18 protein-coding genes and 9 tRNA genes are annotated in these 21,198 nt (G+C 42.6%); 7 read left to right on the plus strand and 20 right to left on the minus strand.

Annotated features, from left to right (window positions below; all coding sequences use genetic code 11):
- Positions 1-54 precede the first annotated feature (54 nt).
- From HWQ47_RS15160 to HWQ47_RS15245, 18 genes are all read right to left on the minus strand, one after another.
- The gene (locus HWQ47_RS15160) at positions 55-1,194 is read right to left on the minus strand and encodes a DcaP family trimeric outer membrane transporter (RefSeq protein WP_269966923.1); all 1,140 of its coding nucleotides are present in this window, start codon (positions 1,192-1,194) and stop codon (positions 55-57) included.
- Positions 1,195-1,700: 506 nt separating this feature from the next.
- Positions 1,701-1,776: transfer RNA gene (locus HWQ47_RS15165), tRNA-Lys, on the minus strand.
- Positions 1,777-1,965: 189 nt separating this feature from the next.
- Positions 1,966-2,041 (minus strand) — tRNA-Lys (locus HWQ47_RS15170).
- Between the two features lie 57 nt (positions 2,042-2,098).
- Positions 2,099-2,174 (minus strand) — tRNA-Lys (locus HWQ47_RS15175).
- A gap of 189 nt (positions 2,175-2,363) precedes the next feature.
- Positions 2,364-2,439: transfer RNA gene (locus tag HWQ47_RS15180), tRNA-Lys, on the minus strand.
- Positions 2,440-2,628: 189 nt separating this feature from the next.
- Positions 2,629-2,704: transfer RNA gene (locus HWQ47_RS15185), tRNA-Lys, on the minus strand.
- Between the two features lie 58 nt (positions 2,705-2,762).
- Positions 2,763-2,838: transfer RNA gene (locus HWQ47_RS15190), tRNA-Lys, on the minus strand.
- A gap of 189 nt (positions 2,839-3,027) precedes the next feature.
- Positions 3,028-3,103: transfer RNA gene (locus HWQ47_RS15195), tRNA-Lys, on the minus strand.
- Between the two features lie 189 nt (positions 3,104-3,292).
- Positions 3,293-3,368: transfer RNA gene (locus tag HWQ47_RS15200), tRNA-Lys, on the minus strand.
- Between the two features lie 189 nt (positions 3,369-3,557).
- Positions 3,558-3,633 (minus strand) — tRNA-Lys (locus HWQ47_RS15205).
- A gap of 187 nt (positions 3,634-3,820) precedes the next feature.
- On the minus strand, positions 3,821-4,540 hold the full coding sequence (gene ybgF, locus HWQ47_RS15210; protein WP_269971758.1) for a tol-pal system protein YbgF: 720 nt from the start codon (positions 4,538-4,540) through the stop codon (positions 3,821-3,823).
- A gap of 35 nt (positions 4,541-4,575) precedes the next feature.
- On the minus strand, positions 4,576-5,112 hold the full coding sequence (gene pal / locus HWQ47_RS15215) for a peptidoglycan-associated lipoprotein Pal (RefSeq protein ID WP_269966924.1): 537 nt from the start codon (positions 5,110-5,112) through the stop codon (positions 4,576-4,578).
- A gap of 35 nt (positions 5,113-5,147) precedes the next feature.
- Positions 5,148-6,476: a Tol-Pal system beta propeller repeat protein TolB gene (gene tolB / locus HWQ47_RS15220; RefSeq protein WP_269966925.1), complete on the minus strand. Its 1,329-nt coding sequence runs from the start codon at positions 6,474-6,476 to the stop codon at positions 5,148-5,150.
- Positions 6,477-6,485: 9 nt separating this feature from the next.
- Positions 6,486-7,421: a cell envelope integrity protein TolA gene (gene tolA, locus HWQ47_RS15225; protein WP_269966926.1), complete on the minus strand. Its 936-nt coding sequence runs from the start codon at positions 7,419-7,421 to the stop codon at positions 6,486-6,488.
- 3 nt (positions 7,422-7,424) lie between these two features.
- Positions 7,425-7,859 carry a protein TolR gene (tolR, locus tag HWQ47_RS15230; protein WP_269966927.1) on the minus strand — a complete coding sequence of 145 codons (435 nt, stop codon included), beginning with the start codon at positions 7,857-7,859 and terminating at the stop codon, positions 7,425-7,427.
- Positions 7,859-8,548, minus strand: a complete 690-nt coding sequence (gene tolQ, locus HWQ47_RS15235) for a protein TolQ (RefSeq protein ID WP_269966928.1) — start codon at positions 8,546-8,548, stop codon at positions 7,859-7,861. The genes tolR and tolQ overlap by 1 nt, the downstream gene beginning before the upstream one ends.
- Positions 8,538-8,936 (minus strand): tol-pal system-associated acyl-CoA thioesterase, encoded by a 399-nt coding sequence (gene ybgC, locus HWQ47_RS15240; protein ID WP_269966929.1) that lies wholly within the window; start codon positions 8,934-8,936, stop codon positions 8,538-8,540. Before ybgC ends, tolQ begins: the two co-directional genes overlap by 11 nt.
- A 722-nt stretch (positions 8,937-9,658) precedes the next feature.
- On the minus strand, positions 9,659-10,528 hold the full coding sequence (locus HWQ47_RS15245; protein ID WP_269966930.1) for a flagellar protein MotY: 870 nt from the start codon (positions 10,526-10,528) through the stop codon (positions 9,659-9,661).
- Between the two features lie 140 nt (positions 10,529-10,668).
- On the opposite strand from HWQ47_RS15245, the gene rnt reads away from it, so the two are divergent.
- A complete protein-coding gene (rnt, locus tag HWQ47_RS15250; RefSeq protein ID WP_269966931.1) occupies positions 10,669-11,343 on the plus strand; it encodes a ribonuclease T in 675 nt (224 codons plus the stop codon).
- A 93-nt stretch (positions 11,344-11,436) separates the two neighbouring features.
- On the opposite strand, the gene HWQ47_RS15255 is transcribed toward rnt, so the two are convergent.
- Positions 11,437-12,042 carry a peroxiredoxin C gene (locus HWQ47_RS15255; RefSeq protein WP_269966932.1) on the minus strand — a complete coding sequence of 202 codons (606 nt, stop codon included), beginning with the start codon at positions 12,040-12,042 and terminating at the stop codon, positions 11,437-11,439.
- Between the two features lie 303 nt (positions 12,043-12,345).
- Here HWQ47_RS15255 and HWQ47_RS15260 point away from each other — a divergent pair, with 303 nt between their 5' ends.
- A complete protein-coding gene (locus tag HWQ47_RS15260) occupies positions 12,346-13,665 on the plus strand; it encodes a Na+/H+ antiporter family protein (protein ID WP_269966933.1) in 1,320 nt (439 codons plus the stop codon).
- Positions 13,666-13,788: 123 nt separating this feature from the next.
- On the opposite strand, the gene upp is transcribed toward HWQ47_RS15260, so the two are convergent.
- The gene (upp, locus tag HWQ47_RS15265; protein WP_269966934.1) at positions 13,789-14,415 is read right to left on the minus strand and encodes a uracil phosphoribosyltransferase; all 627 of its coding nucleotides are present in this window, start codon (positions 14,413-14,415) and stop codon (positions 13,789-13,791) included.
- A gap of 214 nt (positions 14,416-14,629) precedes the next feature.
- On the opposite strand from upp, the gene purM reads away from it, so the two are divergent.
- The 5 genes from purM to asnB all read left to right on the plus strand — a co-directional run bounded on the left by purM (position 14,630) and on the right by asnB (position 21,177).
- Entirely contained in the window at positions 14,630-15,667 is a 1,038-nt protein-coding gene (gene purM, locus HWQ47_RS15270) for a phosphoribosylformylglycinamidine cyclo-ligase (protein WP_269966935.1), read from the plus strand.
- Positions 15,667-16,311, plus strand: a complete 645-nt coding sequence (gene purN / locus HWQ47_RS15275) for a phosphoribosylglycinamide formyltransferase (RefSeq protein WP_269966936.1) — start codon at positions 15,667-15,669, stop codon at positions 16,309-16,311. The genes purM and purN overlap by 1 nt, the downstream gene beginning before the upstream one ends.
- Positions 16,312-16,542: 231 nt before the next feature.
- Positions 16,543-17,289 (plus strand): HAD-IIA family hydrolase, encoded by a 747-nt coding sequence (locus HWQ47_RS15280; protein ID WP_269966937.1) that lies wholly within the window; start codon positions 16,543-16,545, stop codon positions 17,287-17,289.
- A 170-nt stretch (positions 17,290-17,459) separates the two neighbouring features.
- On the plus strand, positions 17,460-19,166 hold the full coding sequence (locus tag HWQ47_RS15285) for a M28 family metallopeptidase (protein WP_269966938.1): 1,707 nt from the start codon (positions 17,460-17,462) through the stop codon (positions 19,164-19,166).
- Between the two features lie 337 nt (positions 19,167-19,503).
- Positions 19,504-21,177, plus strand: coding sequence for an asparagine synthase B (asnB, locus tag HWQ47_RS15290; RefSeq protein WP_269966939.1), 1,674 nt, complete (start codon positions 19,504-19,506; stop codon positions 21,175-21,177).
- The last annotated feature ends 21 nt before the right edge of the window (positions 21,178-21,198 follow it).

Here is a 21,198-nt window from a genome sequence, read left to right on the forward strand (position 1 = left end):
TCATATATTAAAAAGGAGGCCAAAGGCCTCCTTTTTAATTACTGCTCAACGTCATTAAAGTACGTATTTAACCGAGAAGATCACCCGGTCAAGTTCTCCTTTATCGCCGCCTTGTTTGGTATTTTTCGCATGCATATATTCAACTCCGACTGTCATCGGCTTTATTGGTGAGTAAAGTAGGTTTATATAACCTGAATAAGACTCTTTATTTACTCCTTCTCCAGTTAATGCTTCATTGTTATCAGCCTTAAACCCAGAAAGTGTGACACTTGAACGCCACTTGTCATTCCACCAATGACGGTAAGCAGCGAAGCCACCATATGAGCTTATCGTTTCAATATCGCCGTTATTATCAAGCACACCAGCATTAACATAATTCAATGCCATATAACGTCCCATACCATCACCCGCAGTAGCAGAAAACTTTATATCATCGCTACCAACTGGAATAACCCCTGTAAAGCTCACACCATAGCCCATGGTTTGTGAATCTAAACCTGTTTTTTCAATATTCAGCTGCCTTGCCAAACCTGCGACGGTATATTTAGCACCGCCCTCTGTTTTAAAGTTATAGCGAGCAACAAAATCTGGCACCATACCACTACCACTAGTGATTCGTCCACCACCGCCATTAGGTGTTAACGTTGTTTCAGGATTTTCAATTGCAAACTGGAACCCACCATTGGTGTATCGCACCATGCCTTGACGTACAAAAGGCGTACCCTCTGCTGCACCAACAAAATCTAAATTTTCAGGAAGTGCACCAGGATTTTGAAATGTTGTCCATGTCTGACCAACTAACCAATTATCATAACTAACAAAAGCTTGTCGAATACGTGGAGAATAACTATTTGAAACTCGTTCATTGCCATCTGTATGAGTCATAAAATCAAGTTCAATGAAACCACTTAATTTATGACCACCAAGATCCGTACTCGTTTTAAAGTTAAATCGTGACTCACGCGCTTGAAAGTCGACAACTTGATCGCCATTACCAGGAACACCGTATATTGTTCCTGGTACATAAAACTGTCTAGATAAACTCCCTGAATCTGGTGCACCGTTACTGTAATCACTAAACATTACATCAGCTTTTACATAACCACCAAACTTAAACTCTGTATCACCAGCCACGGCAGAACCTGCAGTCAACATCGTTGCCATTGCAATAAAACTTAACTTTGCTTGTTTCATCTCACTCTCCCAAGTATTTATTTTTATCATTAATAAATATGAAGTAGTTAAGGTTCAAACAATATTAGCAATACGTCTATCATACAAAAGTATAACAAGTGTATCTAATTAAGAGCTTCGACATTTAATAGCGTTATTAGAAATGATGTTCTACATGTAACAGATAGATTAAAACGGCTGACTGTACTAAGAGTTTTCTTTACTAAAGAAGGAAATAGAAATGAATAATAAATTATAGAGAAAGTGGTGGGCCGTGAAGGATTCGAACCTTCGACCAATGTGGTAGTTAAAAGTAAAGCCAACTGTGCTCTGATTAAAAAGCAGCGACTGAGCAATTCCTTATCTACCCTCCGTTATTTAGCCACTCAGAGAAAGTGGTGGGCCGTGAAGGATTCGAACCTTCGACCAATGTGGTAGTTAAGAGTAAAGCCAACTGTGCTCTGATTAAAAAGCAGCGACTGAGCAATTCCTTATCTACCCTCCGTTATTTAGCCACTCAGAGAAAGTGGTGGGCTGTGAAGGATTCGAACCTTCGACCAATTGGTTAAAAGCCAACTGCTCTACCGACTGAGCTAACAGCCCTTCTGGTACTTAGCTTCTGAATTCATCTACTGTAGAAGTAAATCCACTGTCAGAAAAGTGGTGGGCCGTGAAGGATTCGAACCTTCGACCAATGTGATAGTTAAGAGTAAAGCCAACTGTGCTCTGATTAAAAAGCAGCAACTGAGCAATTCCTTATCTACCCTCCGTTATTTAGCCACTCAGAGAAAGTGGTGGGCTGTGAAGGATTCGAACCTTCGACCAATTGGTTAAAAGCCAACTGCTCTACCGACTGAGCTAACAGCCCTTCTGGTACTTAGCTTCTGAATTCATCTACTTGAAAGTAGATCCACTGTCAGAAAAGTGGTGGGCCGTGAAGGATTCGAACCTTCGACCAATTGGTTAAAAGCCAACTGCTCTACCGACTGAGCTAACGGCCCATCTAGTATTACATCTCTGAATTCATCTACTGTAGAAGCAAATCCACTGTCAGAAAAGTGGTCGACCGTGAAGGATTTGAACCTTCGAGCAATGTGGTCGTTAAGAGTAAAGCCAACTGTGCTCTGATTAAAAAGCAGCGACTGAGCAATTCCTTATCTACCCTCTGTTATTTAGCCACTCAGAGAAAGTGGTGGGCCGTGAAGGATTCGAACCTTCGACCAATTGGTTAAAAGCCAACTGCTCTACCGACTGAGCTAACGGCCCATCTAGTATTACATCTCTGAATTCATCTACTGTAGAAGTAAATCCACTGTCAGAAAAGTGGTCGGCCGTGAAGGATTTGAACCTTCGACCAATGTGGTCGTTAAGAGTAAAGTCAACTGTGCTCTGATTAAAAAGCAGCGACTGAGCAATTCCTTATCTACCCTCCGTTATTTAGCCACTCAGAGAAAGTGGTGGGCTGTGAAGGATTCGAACCTTCGACCAATTGGTTAAAAGCCAACTGCTCTACCGACTGAGCTAACAGCCCTTCTGGTACTTAGCTTCTGAATTCATCTACTGTAGAAGTAAATCCACTGTCAGAAAAGTGGTGGGCCGTGAAGGATTCGAACCTTCGACCAATTGGTTAAAAGCCAACTGCTCTACCGACTGAGCTAACGGCCCATCTAGTATTACATCTCTGAATTCATCTACTGTAGAAGTAAATCCACTCTCAGAAAAGTGGTCGGCCATGAAAGTTTCGAGCCTTCGACCAATGTGATAGTTAAGAGTAAAGCCAACTGTGCTCTAATTAAAAAGCAGCGATTGAGCAATTCCTTATCTACCCTCCGTTATTTAGCCACTCAGAGAAAGTGGTGGGCCGTGAAGGATTCGAACCTTCGACCAATTGGTTAAAAGCCAACTGCTCTACCGACTGAGCTAACGGCCCATCTAGTATTACATCTCTGAATTCATCTACTGTAGAAGTAAATCCACTGTCAGAAAAGTGGTCGGCCATGAAAGTTTCGAGCCTTCGACCAATGTGATAGTTAAGAGTAAAGCCAACTGTGCTCTGATTAAAAAGCAGCGACTGAGCAATTCCTTATCTACCCTCTGTTATTTAGCCACTCAGAGAAAGTGGTGGGCCGTGAAGGATTCGAACCTTCGACCAATTGGTTAAAAGCCAACTGCTCTACCGACTGAGCTAACGGCCCATCTAGTATTACATCTCTGAATTCATCTACTGTAGAAGTAAATCCACTGTCAGAAAAGTGGTTGGCCGTGAAGAATTTGAACCTTCGACCAATGTGGTAGTTAAGAGTAAAGCCAACTGTGCTCTGATTAAAAAGCAGCGACTGAGCAATTCCTTATCTACCCTCTGTTATTTAGCCACTCAGAGAAAGTGGTGGGCCGTGAAGGATTCGAACCTTCGACCAATTGGTTAAAAGCCAACTGCTCTACCGACTGAGCTAACGGCCCATCTTTGTTCCTAAGAACAAGTCACTAGTTACATCCTAAAGAACACTAACTTAGCGCCTCAAGCGACTCTGCCGCTCTAAGGGCGCCTATAATACCTTTTTCATCTTCGCATGCAAGTGCATTTTATCTATTTCTTGCCGTTTGAATGAAAAACAGACTAGTAGTATGTTTTTCGTTTCAAATCAGATTAAAGAGCATTCAACTGCTGCTGAGCTATCCTTGCCGCTGCGCTGTTCGCGTACTCTTTTAGCACTCTTTGATAATAAATTTTCGCAGAACCAGGATTACCGGTCTTTTCAGCAATCATTCCCAACTTAACTAGACTATCACTGCGCTTATTCGATTCTTTAAAATTTTCAACCACAGTGTTAAACGCTTCTTTGGCTGAACCAAACTCGCCTTTATTATATAAAAGCTGGCCTAGCCAATAATTCGCATTGGCTGAATATGTTGAATTAGGATAATTTTTAGTAAATGCACTAAAAGCAGGAATCGCCTCATCATATTTCTTTTGCTTGAGCACTAAGTTAAGTGCATGCTCATAACTACCTGTTTCACTCAATGTTAGAGACGAACCTGAAGACGGTGTTGAAGAGCTAACAACTTGGGCGGGTTTTACTGATAGGTTAGCTATATCATCATAAAGCTGACGCTGACGTTGTAGCATCTGTTCAATTTGATAGTTCTGCTGTTCGGCAATACCTCGAAGGTCTAACACCTCTTGTTGTAAAGTATCAAGCTGCTGTTGGGTCTGAAATTCAGATTGCTGCTTGGCTTTTAAAATCCTTTCTAAACGTGCAACTCTATCATCAGTTGAACCACCGGATATATCTGCAACCGGGGCCGGTGCAGCGGTTACTGCACCGATACTGAGAAGAATTGCCGCACTTAATACGGCATTTTTCATCATCAATCTTTACCTACACTCTTTTACTTACAAGATTAGTAAACCAGTACAGCTCTACGATTAACCGCAAAACCATCGTCAGTACGAGTCATATCCAGTGGTTTCTCTTCGCCATAACTCACAATACTCATTTGACTAGGTAATACACCCATGCCTTGTAAGTACTTAGCCACAGCCTTTGCACGTCTCTCACCTAACGCTATATTGTACTCAGGTGTTCCACGCTCATCAGCATGACCTTCGATCATAACACGCACATTTGGATGCTCAATAAGGTACTCACCATGTGCTTGTAGCACTTCAGCGAATTGAGTCGATACTGAACTGCGATCAAAATCAAAATAGATAATATGTTCTTTACGCAGTTCTTGATACTTGAGGCGTTGCTGCTCTTGAGGCGTAAGCACTGGTGCAACACCACCAGTCTCTACACCGCCTGTAGCAAGTTCGCCTCCTGAGTTTGAGTTAGAGCTAGTTGCATCAGTTTCAGAATCTGAAGTTGAGCTACATGCGCTAATAGCCATCATAGGAATTGCAACCAACATTGCTTTAAACAGCTTATTGAGATCCATTGTTAAATCCTTAATTTTCTTTATTGTTAAAATAGTTATAGAAATGGTGACCAAGAGGGTGACTTCACCTCCCCTTGACCTGCAGGCAGTCTGGCCTTAAATCGTCCATCCGTTGAAACTGCTGCTAAAACTTGCTTTCCTTGATAAGTAGTCCCGTAGATAACCATTGTGCCGTTTGGTGCAACACTTGGTGACTCATCGAGACGAGTAGACGTTAACACTTGCATAAAGCGAGTTTCGAAATCCATGCGGGCAATATTAAACTTACCTTGGGTACGGTTAACAAATATCATACTTCGGCCATCCGGTGAAACTGAACCACCGAGATTCCATTCGCCCTCGAACGTTATTCTTTGTACTTTACCTGATGCCAATGCCACCTTGTATATCTGCGGACGTCCACCACGCTCAGAAGTAAAGATAAGCGACTTTCCATCGGGAAACCATGACGCTTCAGTATCGATAGCATAGTGATTGGTGACTCGTTTCAATGCTTTCGTTTCAATATCTACAACATAGATCTCTGGTTGACCATCTTTAGATAACGTCAAAGCCAGTTTCTTCCCATCAGGAGAAAATACCGGAGCACCATTGATACCATCATGGCTGGTTATTTTAGATCGAAGTTGTGTATAGATGTTCTGAACAAAGATTTCAGCTTTCTTATTTTCAAAACTCACGTAAGCCAGTTTACTTCCATCCGGAGACCAGGAGGGAGACATTAAGGGCTCAGGAGACCGCAACAGCATTTTCTCGTTATAACCATCATAATCTGAGATCATCAGGTGATACGGAGACTTCTCTCCATGCTTGACCACAACATAAGCGATACGAGTTAAGAAGGCACCACGTATTCCCGTCAGTTTTTCATAAACAATGTCGCTGATCCTATGACCATATTGACGAAATTGAGCCAATGAGATCACCGTCTCACGGCTATCAATTAAGTAGTCACTGTTTGACTGTGGACCCGCACCCGACTGCATCTGAGCTTTAATTAAATCGACTAATTCAAAATTAACTAAAAACTGATCCGGTCCCATAGGTTTAACTGAACCCATAACCACAGCCTCAGCTGTGACATTGGACCACTGTTTAGGCACAAACTGCGAGACATTAGAGATATTACGCTGCGGTAAACTCAACTCATCTGATGGCTTAAACGTTCCACTTCGAGCCAGATCTGACATAACAACATCTGAGATCTGTTGCGGCATAGGCCCCTGCCCTAGCCAAACAAAAGGGATCACAGCAATAGGACGCGCCTCATCGATTCCTTGTGTGATCACAATATCCAATGCAGATCTTGCCGGCATACTCATAACAACCAACCCTAGAAAGAGCCATTTACCCAAAGTCTTCATAGGACTCCTTTAATTAAATTCTGGTCTATAAATTATGTTTAGTTCTTTTAATTTATCATAAACATCTGGCTCACTAGATATCGGTAAGCGTTGAACTTTTTGTATAGCGGCTTGAGTTGCCCGACATAAAACAGGATCACCATCCACAATTCTACTCGATGTAACAAACCCATCCTTCGCAAGCCTGACCCAAACTTTACAACTCTTTCCTCGCATAGAGTCTTCTTGTTGAACATTACGGGAAATTGTCGCAACAATCATACTGGTATAACGTTGCACTTCAGACATAACTTGCTTATTGCGCGTCTGTGATAATGAAGCCTGTTCTGCGGCCAGCGCATCTTGCATCATCTGTTCTTGCTGCTTACGTGCTAGTTCTTCAGCCTTACGTTTACGCTCAACTTCAGCTTTACGTTTACGTTCATCGGCCATTTTCTTTGCAGCAAGCTCCTCTTTCTTTCGCTTCTCAACAGCCTTTTTAGCAGCCTCTTCTGAAGCTTGGCGCTCTTTCTCTTTCTGTTTCCGTTCAACTTCTGCTTTTTGAGCAAGTTCCTTAGCCTGTTTTTCTTTCTGCTGAGCGACCTTGGCAGCAGCATTGGCGTTTTTAGTCTCAAGCTCTTTTTGTTTACGTTGCAGTTCAAGCTTTTTAATCTGAGCTTGCTCTCTTTCTCGCTCTTGACGAGCTTGTTTCGCTTTACGCTCTAGCTCATCTTGTCTAGCTTTCTCTTTTCGTTCAGTCTCTTTCTTTTCAGCTTTTAAGCGCTCAACGTGCTGTGCAACTTTGTTCTGATCAACGACAACCGCTTGCATTACTGGTGCATTCGTGTGAATTTGAGGTTTAGGTTTTTCTGAAAAATCGACACCCATAATGAGAATAACTAGCACGCCAATATGAATGCCAGCTGAAATAACTAAAGGTAATGTCATATCTGATTTCAACGCCACCAGCTACTCCTTTGGTGAATCGGTCATCAAGCCAACGGAAGGCACACCTGCACCTTGCAATGTTACCATTAGCTGGATCACTTTTTCATAAGCAATGCTTCTATCGGCTTTCACTACAACGGGACGTTCAGGCTCAAGTTGTATAATCGCACCAACACGTATCGCAATCTCTTCAAGATCTAACGTTTCACGAGAGCTTGAACTACCTACATCAAGAAAATAATCACCATCAGCATCAATTGAAGCCACTACTGGGGGCTTACTGTCTGCGGCTAAGGCTTCTGATTGTGCTTGTGGAAGATCAACTTTAACCCCTTGGGTTACAATTGGTGCTGTCACCATAAAAATGATAAGCAACACCAACATAACGTCGATATAGGGCACGACATTGATCTCAGCTACCGGACGCCGGCGTTTGCGCTGATAACCCTGCTGCATTATGCCTCTTCCTTTTCGCTGTAGGCTTGACGATGTAAGATGCTGGAGAACTCCTCCATAAAGTTCGCATATGACATTTCGATCTTATCAACTTGTGTAGAGAAACGGTTATAGGCGATAACAGCAGGAATCGCAGCAAATAGTCCCATTGCCGTAGCGATAAGCGCCTCTGCAATACCGGGGGCCACCATCGCTAAGGTGGCATTTTCAACGGCGCCGAGCGCAATAAATGAGTTCATGATCCCCCATACAGTACCAAACAGACCAATATAGGGACTGGTAGAACCTATCGTGGCCAACAAAGGTAGGTGAGTTTCTAATTTTTCCATCTCTCTTGAAAGTGAGACTCTCATGGCTCGATAACTGCCATCCATCACAGCATCAGGTACTCTACTATTTAATTTGCTTAATCTGGCATATTCTTTAAAACCAGCATGAAACAATACCTCTAAGCCTGTATTGCTATCTTGTCTGGCTGACAATTCTTTATACAATTTATTCAGATCAACACCAGACCAAAATTTATCTTCAAATTTAAGCGCATTTTGAGACGCCGTTGACAATAATCGATGACGTTGAATAATCACTGCCCATGAAGCAATAGACAAACTGAGTAAGGTCAACATCACAAACTTAACCAATAAACTTGCTTGTAAAAATAATCCAATAAATGAAATATCAGCTTCCACTTTTTAACTCCTGAACAATATTTTGGGGAATAGCTCTAGGTTTCATTCGTGACAAGGTAATACAAGCGACTAATATCTTGCCCTCACAATACACGACACCTTGCTGATCAACTAAGCGTTGCTGAAATGTCAGCGACACTTTCTTCATCTCTATGACAAGAGATTCAACAAAAAGGTCCTGTTCAAAACGTGCTGCACGACAAAAGTTAAGTTCAGCTTTCTTCACTACAAATGCAATGTCCTCAGCCAATAACTCCGTCTGCTTAACCCCTATCGCTTTTAACCACTCAGTACGGGCACGCTCAAAAAAATTAAGATAATTTGAATGATAAACGACACCACCAGCATCGGTATCTTCGTAATAAATAGAAATAGGCCAACGAAACATAAAAATCAGGTGCCAATCATTGAGATAAAAGAGGCCTACTATACCTATAGACTGTGCAATTGTGAATGCTTCTCAGCATCATGAGAACACTATTCAACATAAATATTTGTTCATAAAAAAGAGGCGCTAACGCACCTCTTCTGACCAATTGAAAGTTTATCTTTAAGAGTGAGTTCATCTTAGCCGAGATCTTTAAGCCAAAACGGTCGAACAAAACATCGCAACGAAAAAAAAACTTATCCCCTAGAACCTGTGAGCCTTAAAGATTAATAAACTTGTAACATGACCTACTTAATCTAAGCGCCAACCTATGCACATAATTTGCTTAACAAATCGAAAACTCGCACTACAACTGAATTACTCAATCTAGATCACACTTTTAAGGATTAGAAAATATAATGAATCACAGCAGTTTTTCTCGTTTGTGCGCATCCTATTACTCCCCTATAATTCATCTTGTTTTCAGGAAGTATCTGCTAGGCAGGTATGAAAACAAGAACTCTAAACTCATGTGTCTGACACGTGAGTTTATTTCCTGGTTCTTAAGCTTGACTTCCTTCCTTCAATTTGTTGATTGCAATTTATTTTTTGCGGCCTGCTTAAAAAATTAAGTGGGCTTTTTTTTTGCCTAAAATTTCTCTTTATCAATTTTCTCACCCCACAAAAAAGCCCAGCAATAAAAGCCGAGCCCTCAAGTAAAACCAGAATTGTGATATAACGAGTTACATCGGTTTACTGATCCTGATAACAACACGTCGGTTACGTGCCCGTTCATCTATTGTCGCATTAGATGCAACATGATTACGTTCACCATGCCCTACCGTGTGGATACGATCTTTAGTGATCCCTGCTGAGATAAAGAATGCTTTTACAGAATTAGCCCGTTCCTCTGATACCTTCTGGTTAATAGAGCGCCCACCATAGCTGTCTGTATAGGCATCGATTAACACTAGTTCGACTTCAGGATCATAGGAAAGGTACTCTTGCACCTTAGCTATTTGTGCCTTGGCATAGCGAGTCAGTTCTTTACCGCCAAACTCATAGGTCAACACAGTAAAAGCAATATCATCAAAACTATAAGGTAACAGGCTTGCTAAACAAGATTTAAACTCACTGTATTTTCGATTAAAATTGACCGCTGACAAGCCAACCGCAATTTTATTACTGTGATTATACCAATCAGCATAATAGAAGGTCGGTTGCATACCTTGCTCAAGCTCAGATAGCATAGACCAAGCTGCATTTCGAGGCACCTCGCCACTGAAGTATTTCTGATAAGTCAGCTCAGTGATCTCTTTAGAGAGCACGCCGGGACGCCAAGCAGGGGCTAAACTCATCAGCTTGGCTTGGGTCACCTGATCCGGTTTCACCCACATATCTAAATTGAAAATCAGATTATGGTCTTTGCCAGCCTTACTGGTAAATACCGCTTTACCATATGCGGGAATGTCATGTTCAAGACGACACATAATAGGCGTATTATCGCTTAACTTCCATTGGGATTGATCTAGTGACGCAACATAGTGGCGTAATTCCGCACTCGTTGTCAGAGGCAAAAACAAAGTTAACACTAGCAATACTCTTAGCCACATACAAAGTACTCTTATTTATTCTGTTACTTAGCGTATCGGCACACTTTTACATACCTTTAGCTTATAAAATAACCGATCAAACATGACAGCAATAACCCGTTGCCTCATAATAGCCACCTGCTAACTATTTGGATATGTTAATGAGCGAAATTTGCGACGCCAATAAATTAAGTCACCGTTTTCGAGGCTACTTCCCCGTTGTCATAGATGTTGAAACAGCGGGTTTTAATGCCCAAACTGATGCGTTGCTTGAAATCGCCGTCACCATGCTAAAAATGGATGATGAAGGTATCCTAAGTTTAGACAATACTTTACATTTTAACATCGAACCTTTTGAAGGCTCGAATCTGGAACCGGAAGCTTTAGCATTTACAGGAATAGATCCGACTAACCCATTACGCGGTGCAGTAAGCGAAAAAGATGCCTTTCTAGAGATCTTCAAAGAAGTCAAAAAAGCCCAGAAGGCCGTTGGTTGCCATCGAAGCATTATCGTTGCCCATAATGCCGCCTTCGATCATGGCTTTGTGACTCAGGCCATTGAACGCTGTGCCCTTAAACGTTCTCCTTTCCACCCGTTTGCAACCTTCGATACTGCAGCGCTTTCAGGTCTTGCTTTAGGTCATACTGTATTAGCTAAAGCCTGCTCAATAGCCGGGATCCCCTTTGATAATAATGAGGCTCACTCAGCACTGTACGATACTGAACGCACTGCAGAACTATTTTGTTTAATCGTCAACCGCTGGAAAGCGCTTGGTGGGTGGCCGTTGGCCATTAATGAAGAAAATCCCAAAGACAAGTGTAGCGAAAAATCTTAACCTGCACCTTTTATCACTTAAGTAAATAGACACAAAAAAAGCTGCGATAAACGCAGCTTTTTTATGCTTAAACAACTAATAATTATCTAAAAATTATAGAGTGTCAGCATTGTCACTTAGGTAAGAAGCAACGCCTTCTGGACTAGCATCCATACCTTTGTCGCCTTTTTCCCAGCCAGCTGGGCAAACGTCACCGTGCTCTTCATGGAATTGAAGTGCATCGATCATACGTAGCATCTCATCAACGTTACGACCTAATGGAAGATCGTTCACGACTTGGTGACGAACCATACCTTCTTTGTCGATAAGGAAAGAACCACGGAAAGCAACACCGGCTTCAGGATGTTCGACATCGTATGCTTTACAGATCTCATGCTTAACGTCAGCAACAAGAGTATACTGGACCGGGCCAATTCCGCCTTCAGCTACTGGCGTGTTACGCCATGCATTGTGAGTGAACTGTGAATCGATAGAAACACCAATCACTTCAACACCACGCTTCTTAAACTCTTCGATACGGTGATCGAAAGCAATCAGCTCAGATGGGCATACGAAAGTAAAATCAAGTGGGTAGAAAAAAACTACTGTTGGCTTACCTTTAATTGCTTCATAAAGGTTAAAGCTATCAACGATTTCGCCATTACCCAGAACAGCTGCAGCAGTGAAGTCAGGTGCCGGGCGGCCTACTAATACGCTCATTTTATATCTCCATCTATGGATTGAAAAATCGTTTATCATTTTAAATCTTATCGCATTATAGGCACTGTTTACTGCTACACAAGTCAATAACACACCTTTTACTAAATATTCCTCTTTACGGTGCTTTTGTAGCCTTAATAACCTTTGTCATACTAGTGTTATTTACACTAAATACTTACTTACCCCCACAGTAAGTTAACAACTTATCGATTTAAGAAGAAAAAAAGCCTCTTTACTGGACAAGTCCACGTCTGCTAAGCAAAAATAACCGTCAATCTAACGAGTAGAAAAGAAAATATAGATATGAACGCTGTTGTTATCGCGGTATGCCTGATGTTGGGCCTTAGTTTAGCAAGGGTAAATGTCGTCATTGCACTTACCATCTCTGCATTAGTGGCAGGACTTGTTGGAGGCATGGATCTCCATCAAACGGTCGAAGCCTTTAATACTGGCCTTGGTGGAGGCGCGCAGATAGCCTTAAGTTATGCCTTACTCGGCGCTTTTGCGGTTGCATTATCCCATTCGGGCCTTACAACGCTAATTTCAAGCAAGGTCATCAGTTTATTAGGCAAAGAACAGAATAGCACTAACAACAACCGAGTTCGTTGGATACTACTGTTCGCTATTTTATCGATGGCTGTCGCCTCACAAAATATCTTACCTATCCATATTGCCTTTATCCCTATTCTGATCCCCCCGCTATTACATGTGATGTCTAAGCTTAAAATGGATCGTCGTTTAGTGGCCTGTGTACTCACCTTTGGATTAGTGACCACCTATATGGTGCTACCAATAGGATTTGGTGGCATCTTTCTCTACGATATCTTACTCACTAACTTAAACAGCAACAATTTGCTCGCGGTACGAGAGCAAGTCGCTCCCGCGATGATTATCCCAGCATTGGGCATGTTTTTTGGATTATTAGTCGCGGTATTTATCAGCTACCGTAAGCCTAGAGAATATAAAGAAGAACAGATCTTAGCAGTGGAACCTGAAGATGGCGTGAATCAGCGCAATATAATCATTGCAGTCATCGCAGTTCTTGCGACCTTAATTGTACAACTGTACACAGGCTCGATGATCTTCGGTGCATTGATCGGCTTTATCGTATTCAGTTTCTCGGGCGCACTTAAGCATGTTGCCGATCAAGATATCTTCAACCAAGGCGTGCGCATGATGGCCAATATCGGCTTTATCATGATTTCCGCTGCAGGCTTTGCCGCCGTGATCAAGGGAACCGGTGATGTCGCTAGTTTGGTAGAGATAATGAATAGTGCTATTGGTGATAATAAAGCGCTGGCAGCCTTCTTAATGTTACTGGTGGGTTTACTTATCACGATGGGAATTGGTTCATCATTTTCCACGATACCGATTATTGCCGCTATTTACGTACCTTTGGCGATGAGTTTCGGCTTTTCTATTGAAGCAACCATAGCCCTAGTTGGTACCGCTGCTGCGTTGGGGGATGCTGGGTCCCCTGCCTCTGAATCGACTTTAGGTCCGACAGCGGGTCTCAATGCTGATGGCCAACATGATCATATGAGAGACAGTGTTATCCCAACTTTTATCCACTACAACATCCCACTATTAGTGTTTGGTTGGATTGCCGCCATGGTACTTTAGACTTTCGTAGATGGTGCAAGGCTAGATTAATAACAGGTTCTAGTTTTAGGCAAAAATGAAAACAAAAAAGGAGCCATTTGGCTCCTTTTCTATTGATAAACTTGAGGTCGGTCTATATCGTGATTATTTAGTACCGAAAATCTTATCGCCTGCATCACCTAGGCCAGGAAGGATATAACCTTGCTCGTTGAGGCAATCATCAATAGATGCGGTGTAAAGTTCGATATCTGGATGAGCTTTTTCAAGCGCCGCAACCCCTTCAGGTGCAGCAACTAACACAAGCGCTTTAATCGAAGTACAACCACGCGCTTTTAACAGATCGATAGTAGAGATCATTGAACCACCTGTCGCCAACATAGGATCAACAACCAAGGCAATACGAGAAGGCATATCACTGGCAAGCTTTTCAAAATAAGGAACGGGCTCGAGTGTCTCTTCGTCGCGGTACATTCCTACAACAGAGATACGAGCACTTGGGATATGCTCTAACACGCCATCCATCATACCAAGACCTGCACGAAGAATAGGCACAACCGTGACCTTCTTACCTTTGATCTGCTCAACTTCAACAGGGCCATTCCAACCTTCGATAGTCACGGTTTCAGTTTCAAAATCAGCGGTTGCTTCATAAGTTAAAAGACTACCCACTTCAGCAGCCAGTTCACGAAAACGTTTAGTGCTGATATCACCTTCACGCATTAACCCGATTTTATGACGAACTAAAGGATGTTTAACTTCGACAACTTTCATCTTCTTCTCCTGATTTTTTTACATTACAACAAGCAAATTCAGCAGATTTTAGTGTATTTGTCCGCAATGGAAAACATAAAGTTTTAAAAACCCAATAAATCGTGAGCTATGTCAGGTCTTATATCTGCATTCAACCCCTTTCGAGTGATGACACAAGCTGTTAGAATAGCGCCGAATAAAATCCAATAACAATTCTGTACCCGAGAGGATCTTCGTGAGCACTCCTACCCAACTAAGCTATAAAGATGCAGGTGTTGATATTGACGCCGGAAATGCACTTGTTGATAATATTAAGACTGCCGTGAAACGTACCCACCGTCCAGAAGTTATGGGCAATCTAGGTGGATTTGGTGCTCTGTGTGAGTTACCAACTAAATACAAGCACCCGGTTCTGGTTTCTGGCACCGATGGTGTTGGTACTAAGTTGAGATTAGCCATTGACTACAAAAAACACGATACGGTCGGTATCGATCTTGTTGCTATGTGCTCTAACGATTTAATTGTATCTGGTGCTGAGCCACTTTTCTTCCTCGACTACTATGCCACAGGCAAACTAGACGTTGATGCGGCGACAGCTGTCATTAAAGGTATTGCAGAGGGTTGTGTTCAATCTGGCTGCGCCTTAATCGGTGGCGAAACAGCTGAAATGCCAGGCATGTATGAAGGCGATGATTACGACTTAGCAGGCTTCTGTGTTGGCGTTGTCGAAAAAGCAGACATTATCGATGGCACTAAAGTGGTTGCCGGTGATTCTCTTATCGCACTTGGTGCAAGCGGACCACATTCAAATGGCTTTTCTCTTATCCGCAAGGTACTAGAAATCAGCGGCACAGATCCAGAGCAAGAGCTTGAGGGAAAGGCCTTAATTGACCATCTACTAGAGCCTACAAAAATTTATGTGAAGTCATTGCTTAAACTGATTGAACAATCAGATATACATGCAATGGCACACATCACGGGCGGTGGATTCTGGGAAAATATCCCACGTGTACTGCCTGATGATTGTAAAGCGGTTATCCAAGGTGATTCGTGGCAGTGGCCTAGCATCTTCAACTGGCTAATGGAAAACGGCAACATCGCAGAATTTGAGATGTACCGTACATTCAACTGTGGTGTTGGCATGGTCGTCGCGCTTCCGAGTGACAAAGTTGAAGCCGCGCTTGCATTGCTAAATGCTGAAGGCGAAAAAGCTTGGTTAATTGGTAAAATAGCCAATCGCAATGACAATGAAGAGCAAGTGGAGATCCTGTAATGCCTGTTAGCTGTCGCGTATTAGTCTTGATCTCAGGTAATGGCAGTAATTTACAAGCCATTATCGACGGATGCGATGATAACCTTCAAGCTGGTGTAGTGGGTGTTATCAGTAATAAACCCGACGCTTATGGCCTGATCCGCGCTCACCAAAGTGAGATTGATACCAGCTGTGTAATAGCTTATCAAGACGAAACTCGAATTGAGTATGACGCCAGATTGAAACTTGCTATCGATAAGTACCAACCGGATCTTATTGTACTTGCTGGTTTTATGCGCATACTCAGCGATGAGTTTGTACAAGGCTTTGAAGGAAAGATGATCAACATCCATCCTTCACTCTTGCCTAAGTACACCGGACTGCATACCCATCAACGTGCTATCGATGCCAAAGACAAAGTACACGGTGTTAGCGTGCATTTTGTCACACCAGAGCTCGACTCTGGCCCGGTTATTCTTCAAGCTAAAGTGCCTGTTTATGAAGAAGACACTTGTGAGGTACTTGCACTGCGTGTTAACGAACAAGAGCATGCTATTTATCCTCTGGTCGTTAAATGGTTCAGCCAAAATAGACTAACGATGCTCAATGGTAAAGCTGTACTTGATAGCGCAGAACTAGGCGCAGCAGGTTACGCGGTCGATTAAACGAAATAAAGGTGTGAAAGCACTCATTCTCGAATCTATTCATCTAAAAAAGCTAAGAGGAAACTCTTAGCTTTTTTATTATCCCCGAATTCACATCACCTCATATAACGAAGCCTAATTTTTATCACAAAGCTGTTGTACTCCCGCCTAAATTGGTTTTATATAAAGACAGATAAACAGATCGCTTTCACAGCAATTTTTTCAAACAGAACCGTAAACCGAGAACCATTAATGAAAAATATTATTTGCGACATCGACGGCGTTTTACTGCATGACAATCAATTAATCCCCGGCAGTGACAAATTCATCCAACGTGTGCTTGAGCAAGGTAACCCACTGGTTGTGTTAACTAATTATCCAGTACAGACAGGTAAAGATCTACAAAATAGACTTGGAGCTGCAGGCATTAAGATCCCTGAAGAGTGTTTCTATACCTCAGCGATGGCCACGGCAGATTTTCTGAAACATCAAACGGGCAATAAAGCCTACGTGATTGGCGAAGGCGCGCTCACCCACGAGCTTTACAAAGCCGGCTTTACCATCACCGATATAAACCCAGATTTTGTGATCGTCGGTGAAACCCGTTCTTACAACTGGGAGATGATCCATAAAGCCGCTAAGTTTGTTGCTGAAGGCGCCAGATTTATCGCCACAAACCCAGATACCCACGGCCCATCCTTTAGCCCTGCTTGCGGAGCTCTATGTGCTCCCATCGAGCGTATTACTGGCCGCATGCCTTTTTATGTTGGTAAGCCCAGTTCGTGGATAATTCGTTCAGCGCTGAACCATATCGATGGTCACTCAGACAATACCATCATTATCGGTGACAACATGAAAACCGATATTTTGGCAGGATTCCAAGCAGGTCTTGAAACCGTACTTGTTACCAGTGGCGTCAGCCAACTCAGAGATGTTGAACTAGAACCGTTCAGACCCAATCACATCTTCGCCTGCGCTGGTGACATTGACGTGGTGTAAACAAGACTATAATTGGCAATACTAAGATACACATTTATCAGAACTAAAATCGCCAGTCCACTTGTCAAAGTGGGCCGTTTACATTCATTATGCAACTTACTTTATAGCGAATAGCTAGTCTCTTTACCCTTTGTAAAGGTAAACCAATAATAACAAGAATAGGATGCCCCATGCGATTACTGCTTTCTGTATCGGCCATTGTACTGCTCAGTGCCTGTGGCCAACAAGTAACAGAACCTCAGTCTCAAGTTCAATCACAAATTCAAGTTAATCCCACAGAAAAAACCCAAGTTAAGTTCGATGAAGCCCGATTTCGCGAGGACATTAAAACTCTGTCATCGGATAAGTTTGAGGGACGTGCACCCACCACTCATGGTGAAAAGCTCACTCTTGAGTACTTAACATCGGCTTTTAAAGAGATGGGATTAACCGGTGCAAATAAAGGCGGCTTTTTACAAACCGTCCCTATGGTGAGTTACACCGCAGCTGAAGAGCAAAAGATTAGCCTCGCAGGCATCGAACTTACGCATCGTAAAGATGTGGTTATAGGCAGTCGTCATGATAACGGTGGTGTCGATATTAAAGATGCTCCCTTAGTATTCGTCGGATATGGTATCACTGCACCAGAGTACGATTGGGATGATTATCAAGGTATCGATATGACGGGAAAGATTGCCGTCATGCTAGTCAATGATCCCGGCTTTGCTAGACCAGACTCAGGCCTGTTTAACGGTAAAACCATGACCTACTACGGACGATGGGATTACAAGTATAAAGAAGCGAGTGATCACGGCGCATTAGGTGCGATTATTATCCATGACACCGCGCCAGCCTCTTACCCTTGGTCTGTTGTCGAGAATAGCTGGACAGGTGCGCAGCAAGACTTAGTTCAAAGTAAGGAGCAGCAGGAGAAACGAGTCCAAGTTGAAGGTTGGATCACTTTAGATGTAGCAACACAGCTATTCACTCAATCTGGATTATCATTGCCAGAGATGATGGCTCAAGCTGCTAACGGAGCCCTCAATTTCCCCCTTAAACAAACTGCCAATATTCAATTTGCTAACAAGGCTGAATATGCTGATAGCTACAATGTGGTTGCGACACTACCGGGCAATAAAACCCCAGATGAACAGATCCTCTTTTCAGCTCATTGGGATCATATCGGTGTAGATGCAAGTAAAGAGGGAGATCAAATCTATAATGGTGCACTTGATAATGCCTCTGGCACCGCGGGTATTTTAGAGATAGCGCGTCAATTTGCCCAACAAGCCCAAAATGGTCATCCATCAGATCGCTCTATCACCTTTATCGCTACCACAGGTGAAGAGCAAGGATTGCTCGGCTCTCGTTACTACGTTGCCAATCCGCTCTACCCTATCGACAAGTCAGTTGCGGTATTTAACCTCGACAGCACCAATATCTATGGCAGAACCAGTGATTACACCATTGTCGGTAAAGGTAAGTCGGAACTCGAGGAGTACCTTATTAAGGCATTAGAACCACTACAGCGCACAGCAAAAGCTGAGAAGCATCCTGAATCTGGTGGTTTTTTCCGCTCAGATCATTTCAGCTTTGCACAAAAAGGCATTCCAGCAGTCTTTGCCGGCGGTGGCAGCCAACCGATCGATGAAGCCACCAGCCAATACAAAGCTAAGATGAAGGCAATAATGAAGGGTTGTTATCACAACACCTGTGATGAATACCGAGACGATTGGGATCTCAGTGGTGCGCTAGAAGATATAGGCGTTTATTTCGACGCGGCTCACGCACTGGCTAACAGTAATGACTGGCCTGGTTACTATGAAGGAACCGAATTTCATAGTCTGCGAGCCGCCAAATTAACCAAAGCTCAAACCACTGCAAAAGCAGAGGAGTAACGCTTAATTTTTAGCAACAAAACACGCCTAGCCTAGCTGGGCGTTTATTTTCAAACACTTCATCATTAAAAAATATCTTTTTCGCAACTTTTCAAACTACTAACTATCGATTATCAAAAGATAAATTAAAGAAGCCTCAACAACCAAAAAAAACACATTCATCATTAAATTCGTGCTTAAACTAGAGATTCAATAACATCATCTTTATAAAAATAAATTAAACAACGCATCTTAACCATTTTTACCGATGATTTATCATTTTAATATTTGGCAAACTCAACATTTAATGGCACAGTAATACTTAATTGAGATTTACACCGTTTTTTGGAGCTAGCCTATGTGTTCAATATTCGCCATTTTAGATATAAAATCAGACTCAATGCCTCTACGCCAAGTGGCGCTGGAAATGTCTAAACTGATGCGTCATCGCGGTCCTGATTGGTCTGGTATCTACAACTGTGATAAAGCTATTCTTGCCCATGAGCGACTCGCTATCGTTGATATTGAACATGGTGCTCAACCCCTACTTAGTGAGAATGAGAACATCATTCTTGCCGTTAACGGTGAAATTTATAACCATAAAGAACTCAAAGCTGAGTTAGGTGATAAATACAGTTATCGAACTAACTCTGACTGTGAAGTGATCTTGGCTTTGTATCAGGAATATGGCACCGAATTTTTGGATAAACTCAACGGTATTTTTGCTTTCGTTTTATACGACAAGGCCAAAGATTGCTACCTGATTGGCCGTGACCACATTGGTATTATTCCTCTCTATACAGGTCTAGATTCCGAAGGTAACTTCTATGTTGCCTCTGAAATGAAAGCGCTTATGCCAGTGTGTAAGACCATTGAGGAATTCAAGCCAGGGCATTACATGATTAGTGATAAAAGTAGCTCTGATGGTTATGTCCAGTATTACCAACGAGATTGGAGAGAGTTCGAGGCAGTGAAAGATAACCCTGCTAGTATCGATGATCTAAGAGAGGCATTAGAAGCTTCAATAAAGCGTCAGCTAATGTCTGATGTACCTTATGGCGTATTACTCTCTGGCGGTTTAGATTCATCAATTATCTCAGCAATCACTCAAACATTCGCTAAGCGTCGTATTGAAGATGATGGTGAAAGCGGCGCTTGGTGGCCACAACTTCACTCATTTGCCGTGGGCCTTGATGGAGCACCAGATTTAATTGCAGCTAAAAAAGTCGCCGATGCCATAGGCACTATCCATCACGAGATCACCTTTACTTTTCAAGATGGAATCGATGCGATTAAAGATGTAATCTATCACCTTGAAACTTATGATGTAACCACCATACGTGCTGCAACGCCTATGTATTTAATGGCGAGAAAGATTAAGGCTATGGGGATCAAGATGGTGTTGTCTGGTGAAGGTGCTGATGAGCTATTTGGCGGCTACCTTTATTTCCATAAAGCACCCAATGCTCAGGCGTTTCATGAGGAATTGGTGCGTAAACTCGACAAGCTCCACTTGTTTGATTGCCTACGAGCCAATAAGGCGATGGCTGCTTGGGGCTTAGAGGCTCGTGTTCCCTTCCTTGATAAGGAGTTTATTGATGTGGCAATGCGCATCAATCCAGAAGCTAAGATGTCTAAAGATGGCAAAATTGAGAAGCATATTCTACGTCAAGCCTTTGAGCATAAGTTACCCAAAGAGGTGGCTTGGCGTCAAAAAGAGCAGTTCAGCGATGGTGTCGGTTACTCTTGGATCGATGGTTTAAAAGAATTAGCCGCTGAGAAAGTGGATAATCTAAAACTGGTCAATGCCAAATACAAATTCCCATACAACACTCCAGAGACTAAAGAAGCCTACTATTACCGTTGTTTCTTCGAAGAATACTTCCCACTTTCGAGTGCAGCAGAAACAGTACCGGGAGGAAAATCAGTGGCATGTTCAACCCCAGAAGCATTAGCCTGGGATATTAGTTTACAGGGAATTATAGACCCATCTGGTCGTGCCGTTCAATCGGTTCACGAAAGCGCTTACTAAAGCTCATTTAACCAGATAACA

Source organism: Shewanella sp. MTB7 (assembly GCF_027571385.1).
GTDB lineage: Bacteria > Pseudomonadota > Gammaproteobacteria > Enterobacterales > Shewanellaceae > Shewanella.

Excerpts from the sequence above, each read along its gene's own strand:
- HWQ47_RS15160 (WP_269966923.1), bottom strand. The coding sequence starts at position 1,194 with ATGAAACAAGCAAAGTTAAGTTTTATTGCAATGGCAACGATGTTGACT.
- ybgF (WP_269971758.1), bottom strand. The coding sequence starts at position 4,540 with ATGAAAAATGCCGTATTAAGTGCGGCAATTCTTCTCAGTATCGGTGCA.
- pal (WP_269966924.1), bottom strand. The coding sequence starts at position 5,112 with ATGGATCTCAATAAGCTGTTTAAAGCAATGTTGGTTGCAATTCCTATG.
- tolB (WP_269966925.1), bottom strand. The coding sequence starts at position 6,476 with ATGAAGACTTTGGGTAAATGGCTCTTTCTAGGGTTGGTTGTTATGAGT.
- tolR (WP_269966927.1), bottom strand. The coding sequence starts at position 7,859 with ATGCAGCAGGGTTATCAGCGCAAACGCCGGCGTCCGGTAGCTGAGATC.
- ybgC (WP_269966929.1), bottom strand. The coding sequence starts at position 8,936 with ATGTTTCGTTGGCCTATTTCTATTTATTACGAAGATACCGATGCTGGT.
- HWQ47_RS15245 (WP_269966930.1), bottom strand. The coding sequence starts at position 10,528 with ATGTGGCTAAGAGTATTGCTAGTGTTAACTTTGTTTTTGCCTCTGACA.
- rnt (WP_269966931.1), top strand. The coding sequence starts at position 10,669 with ATGAGCGAAATTTGCGACGCCAATAAATTAAGTCACCGTTTTCGAGGC.
- HWQ47_RS15255 (WP_269966932.1), bottom strand. The coding sequence starts at position 12,042 with ATGAGCGTATTAGTAGGCCGCCCGGCACCTGACTTCACTGCTGCAGCT.
- HWQ47_RS15260 (WP_269966933.1), top strand. The coding sequence starts at position 12,346 with ATGAACGCTGTTGTTATCGCGGTATGCCTGATGTTGGGCCTTAGTTTA.
- upp (WP_269966934.1), bottom strand. The coding sequence starts at position 14,415 with ATGAAAGTTGTCGAAGTTAAACATCCTTTAGTTCGTCATAAAATCGGG.
- purN (WP_269966936.1), top strand. The coding sequence starts at position 15,667 with ATGCCTGTTAGCTGTCGCGTATTAGTCTTGATCTCAGGTAATGGCAGT.
- HWQ47_RS15280 (WP_269966937.1), top strand. The coding sequence starts at position 16,543 with ATGAAAAATATTATTTGCGACATCGACGGCGTTTTACTGCATGACAAT.
- HWQ47_RS15285 (WP_269966938.1), top strand. The coding sequence starts at position 17,460 with ATGCGATTACTGCTTTCTGTATCGGCCATTGTACTGCTCAGTGCCTGT.
- asnB (WP_269966939.1), top strand. The coding sequence starts at position 19,504 with ATGTGTTCAATATTCGCCATTTTAGATATAAAATCAGACTCAATGCCT.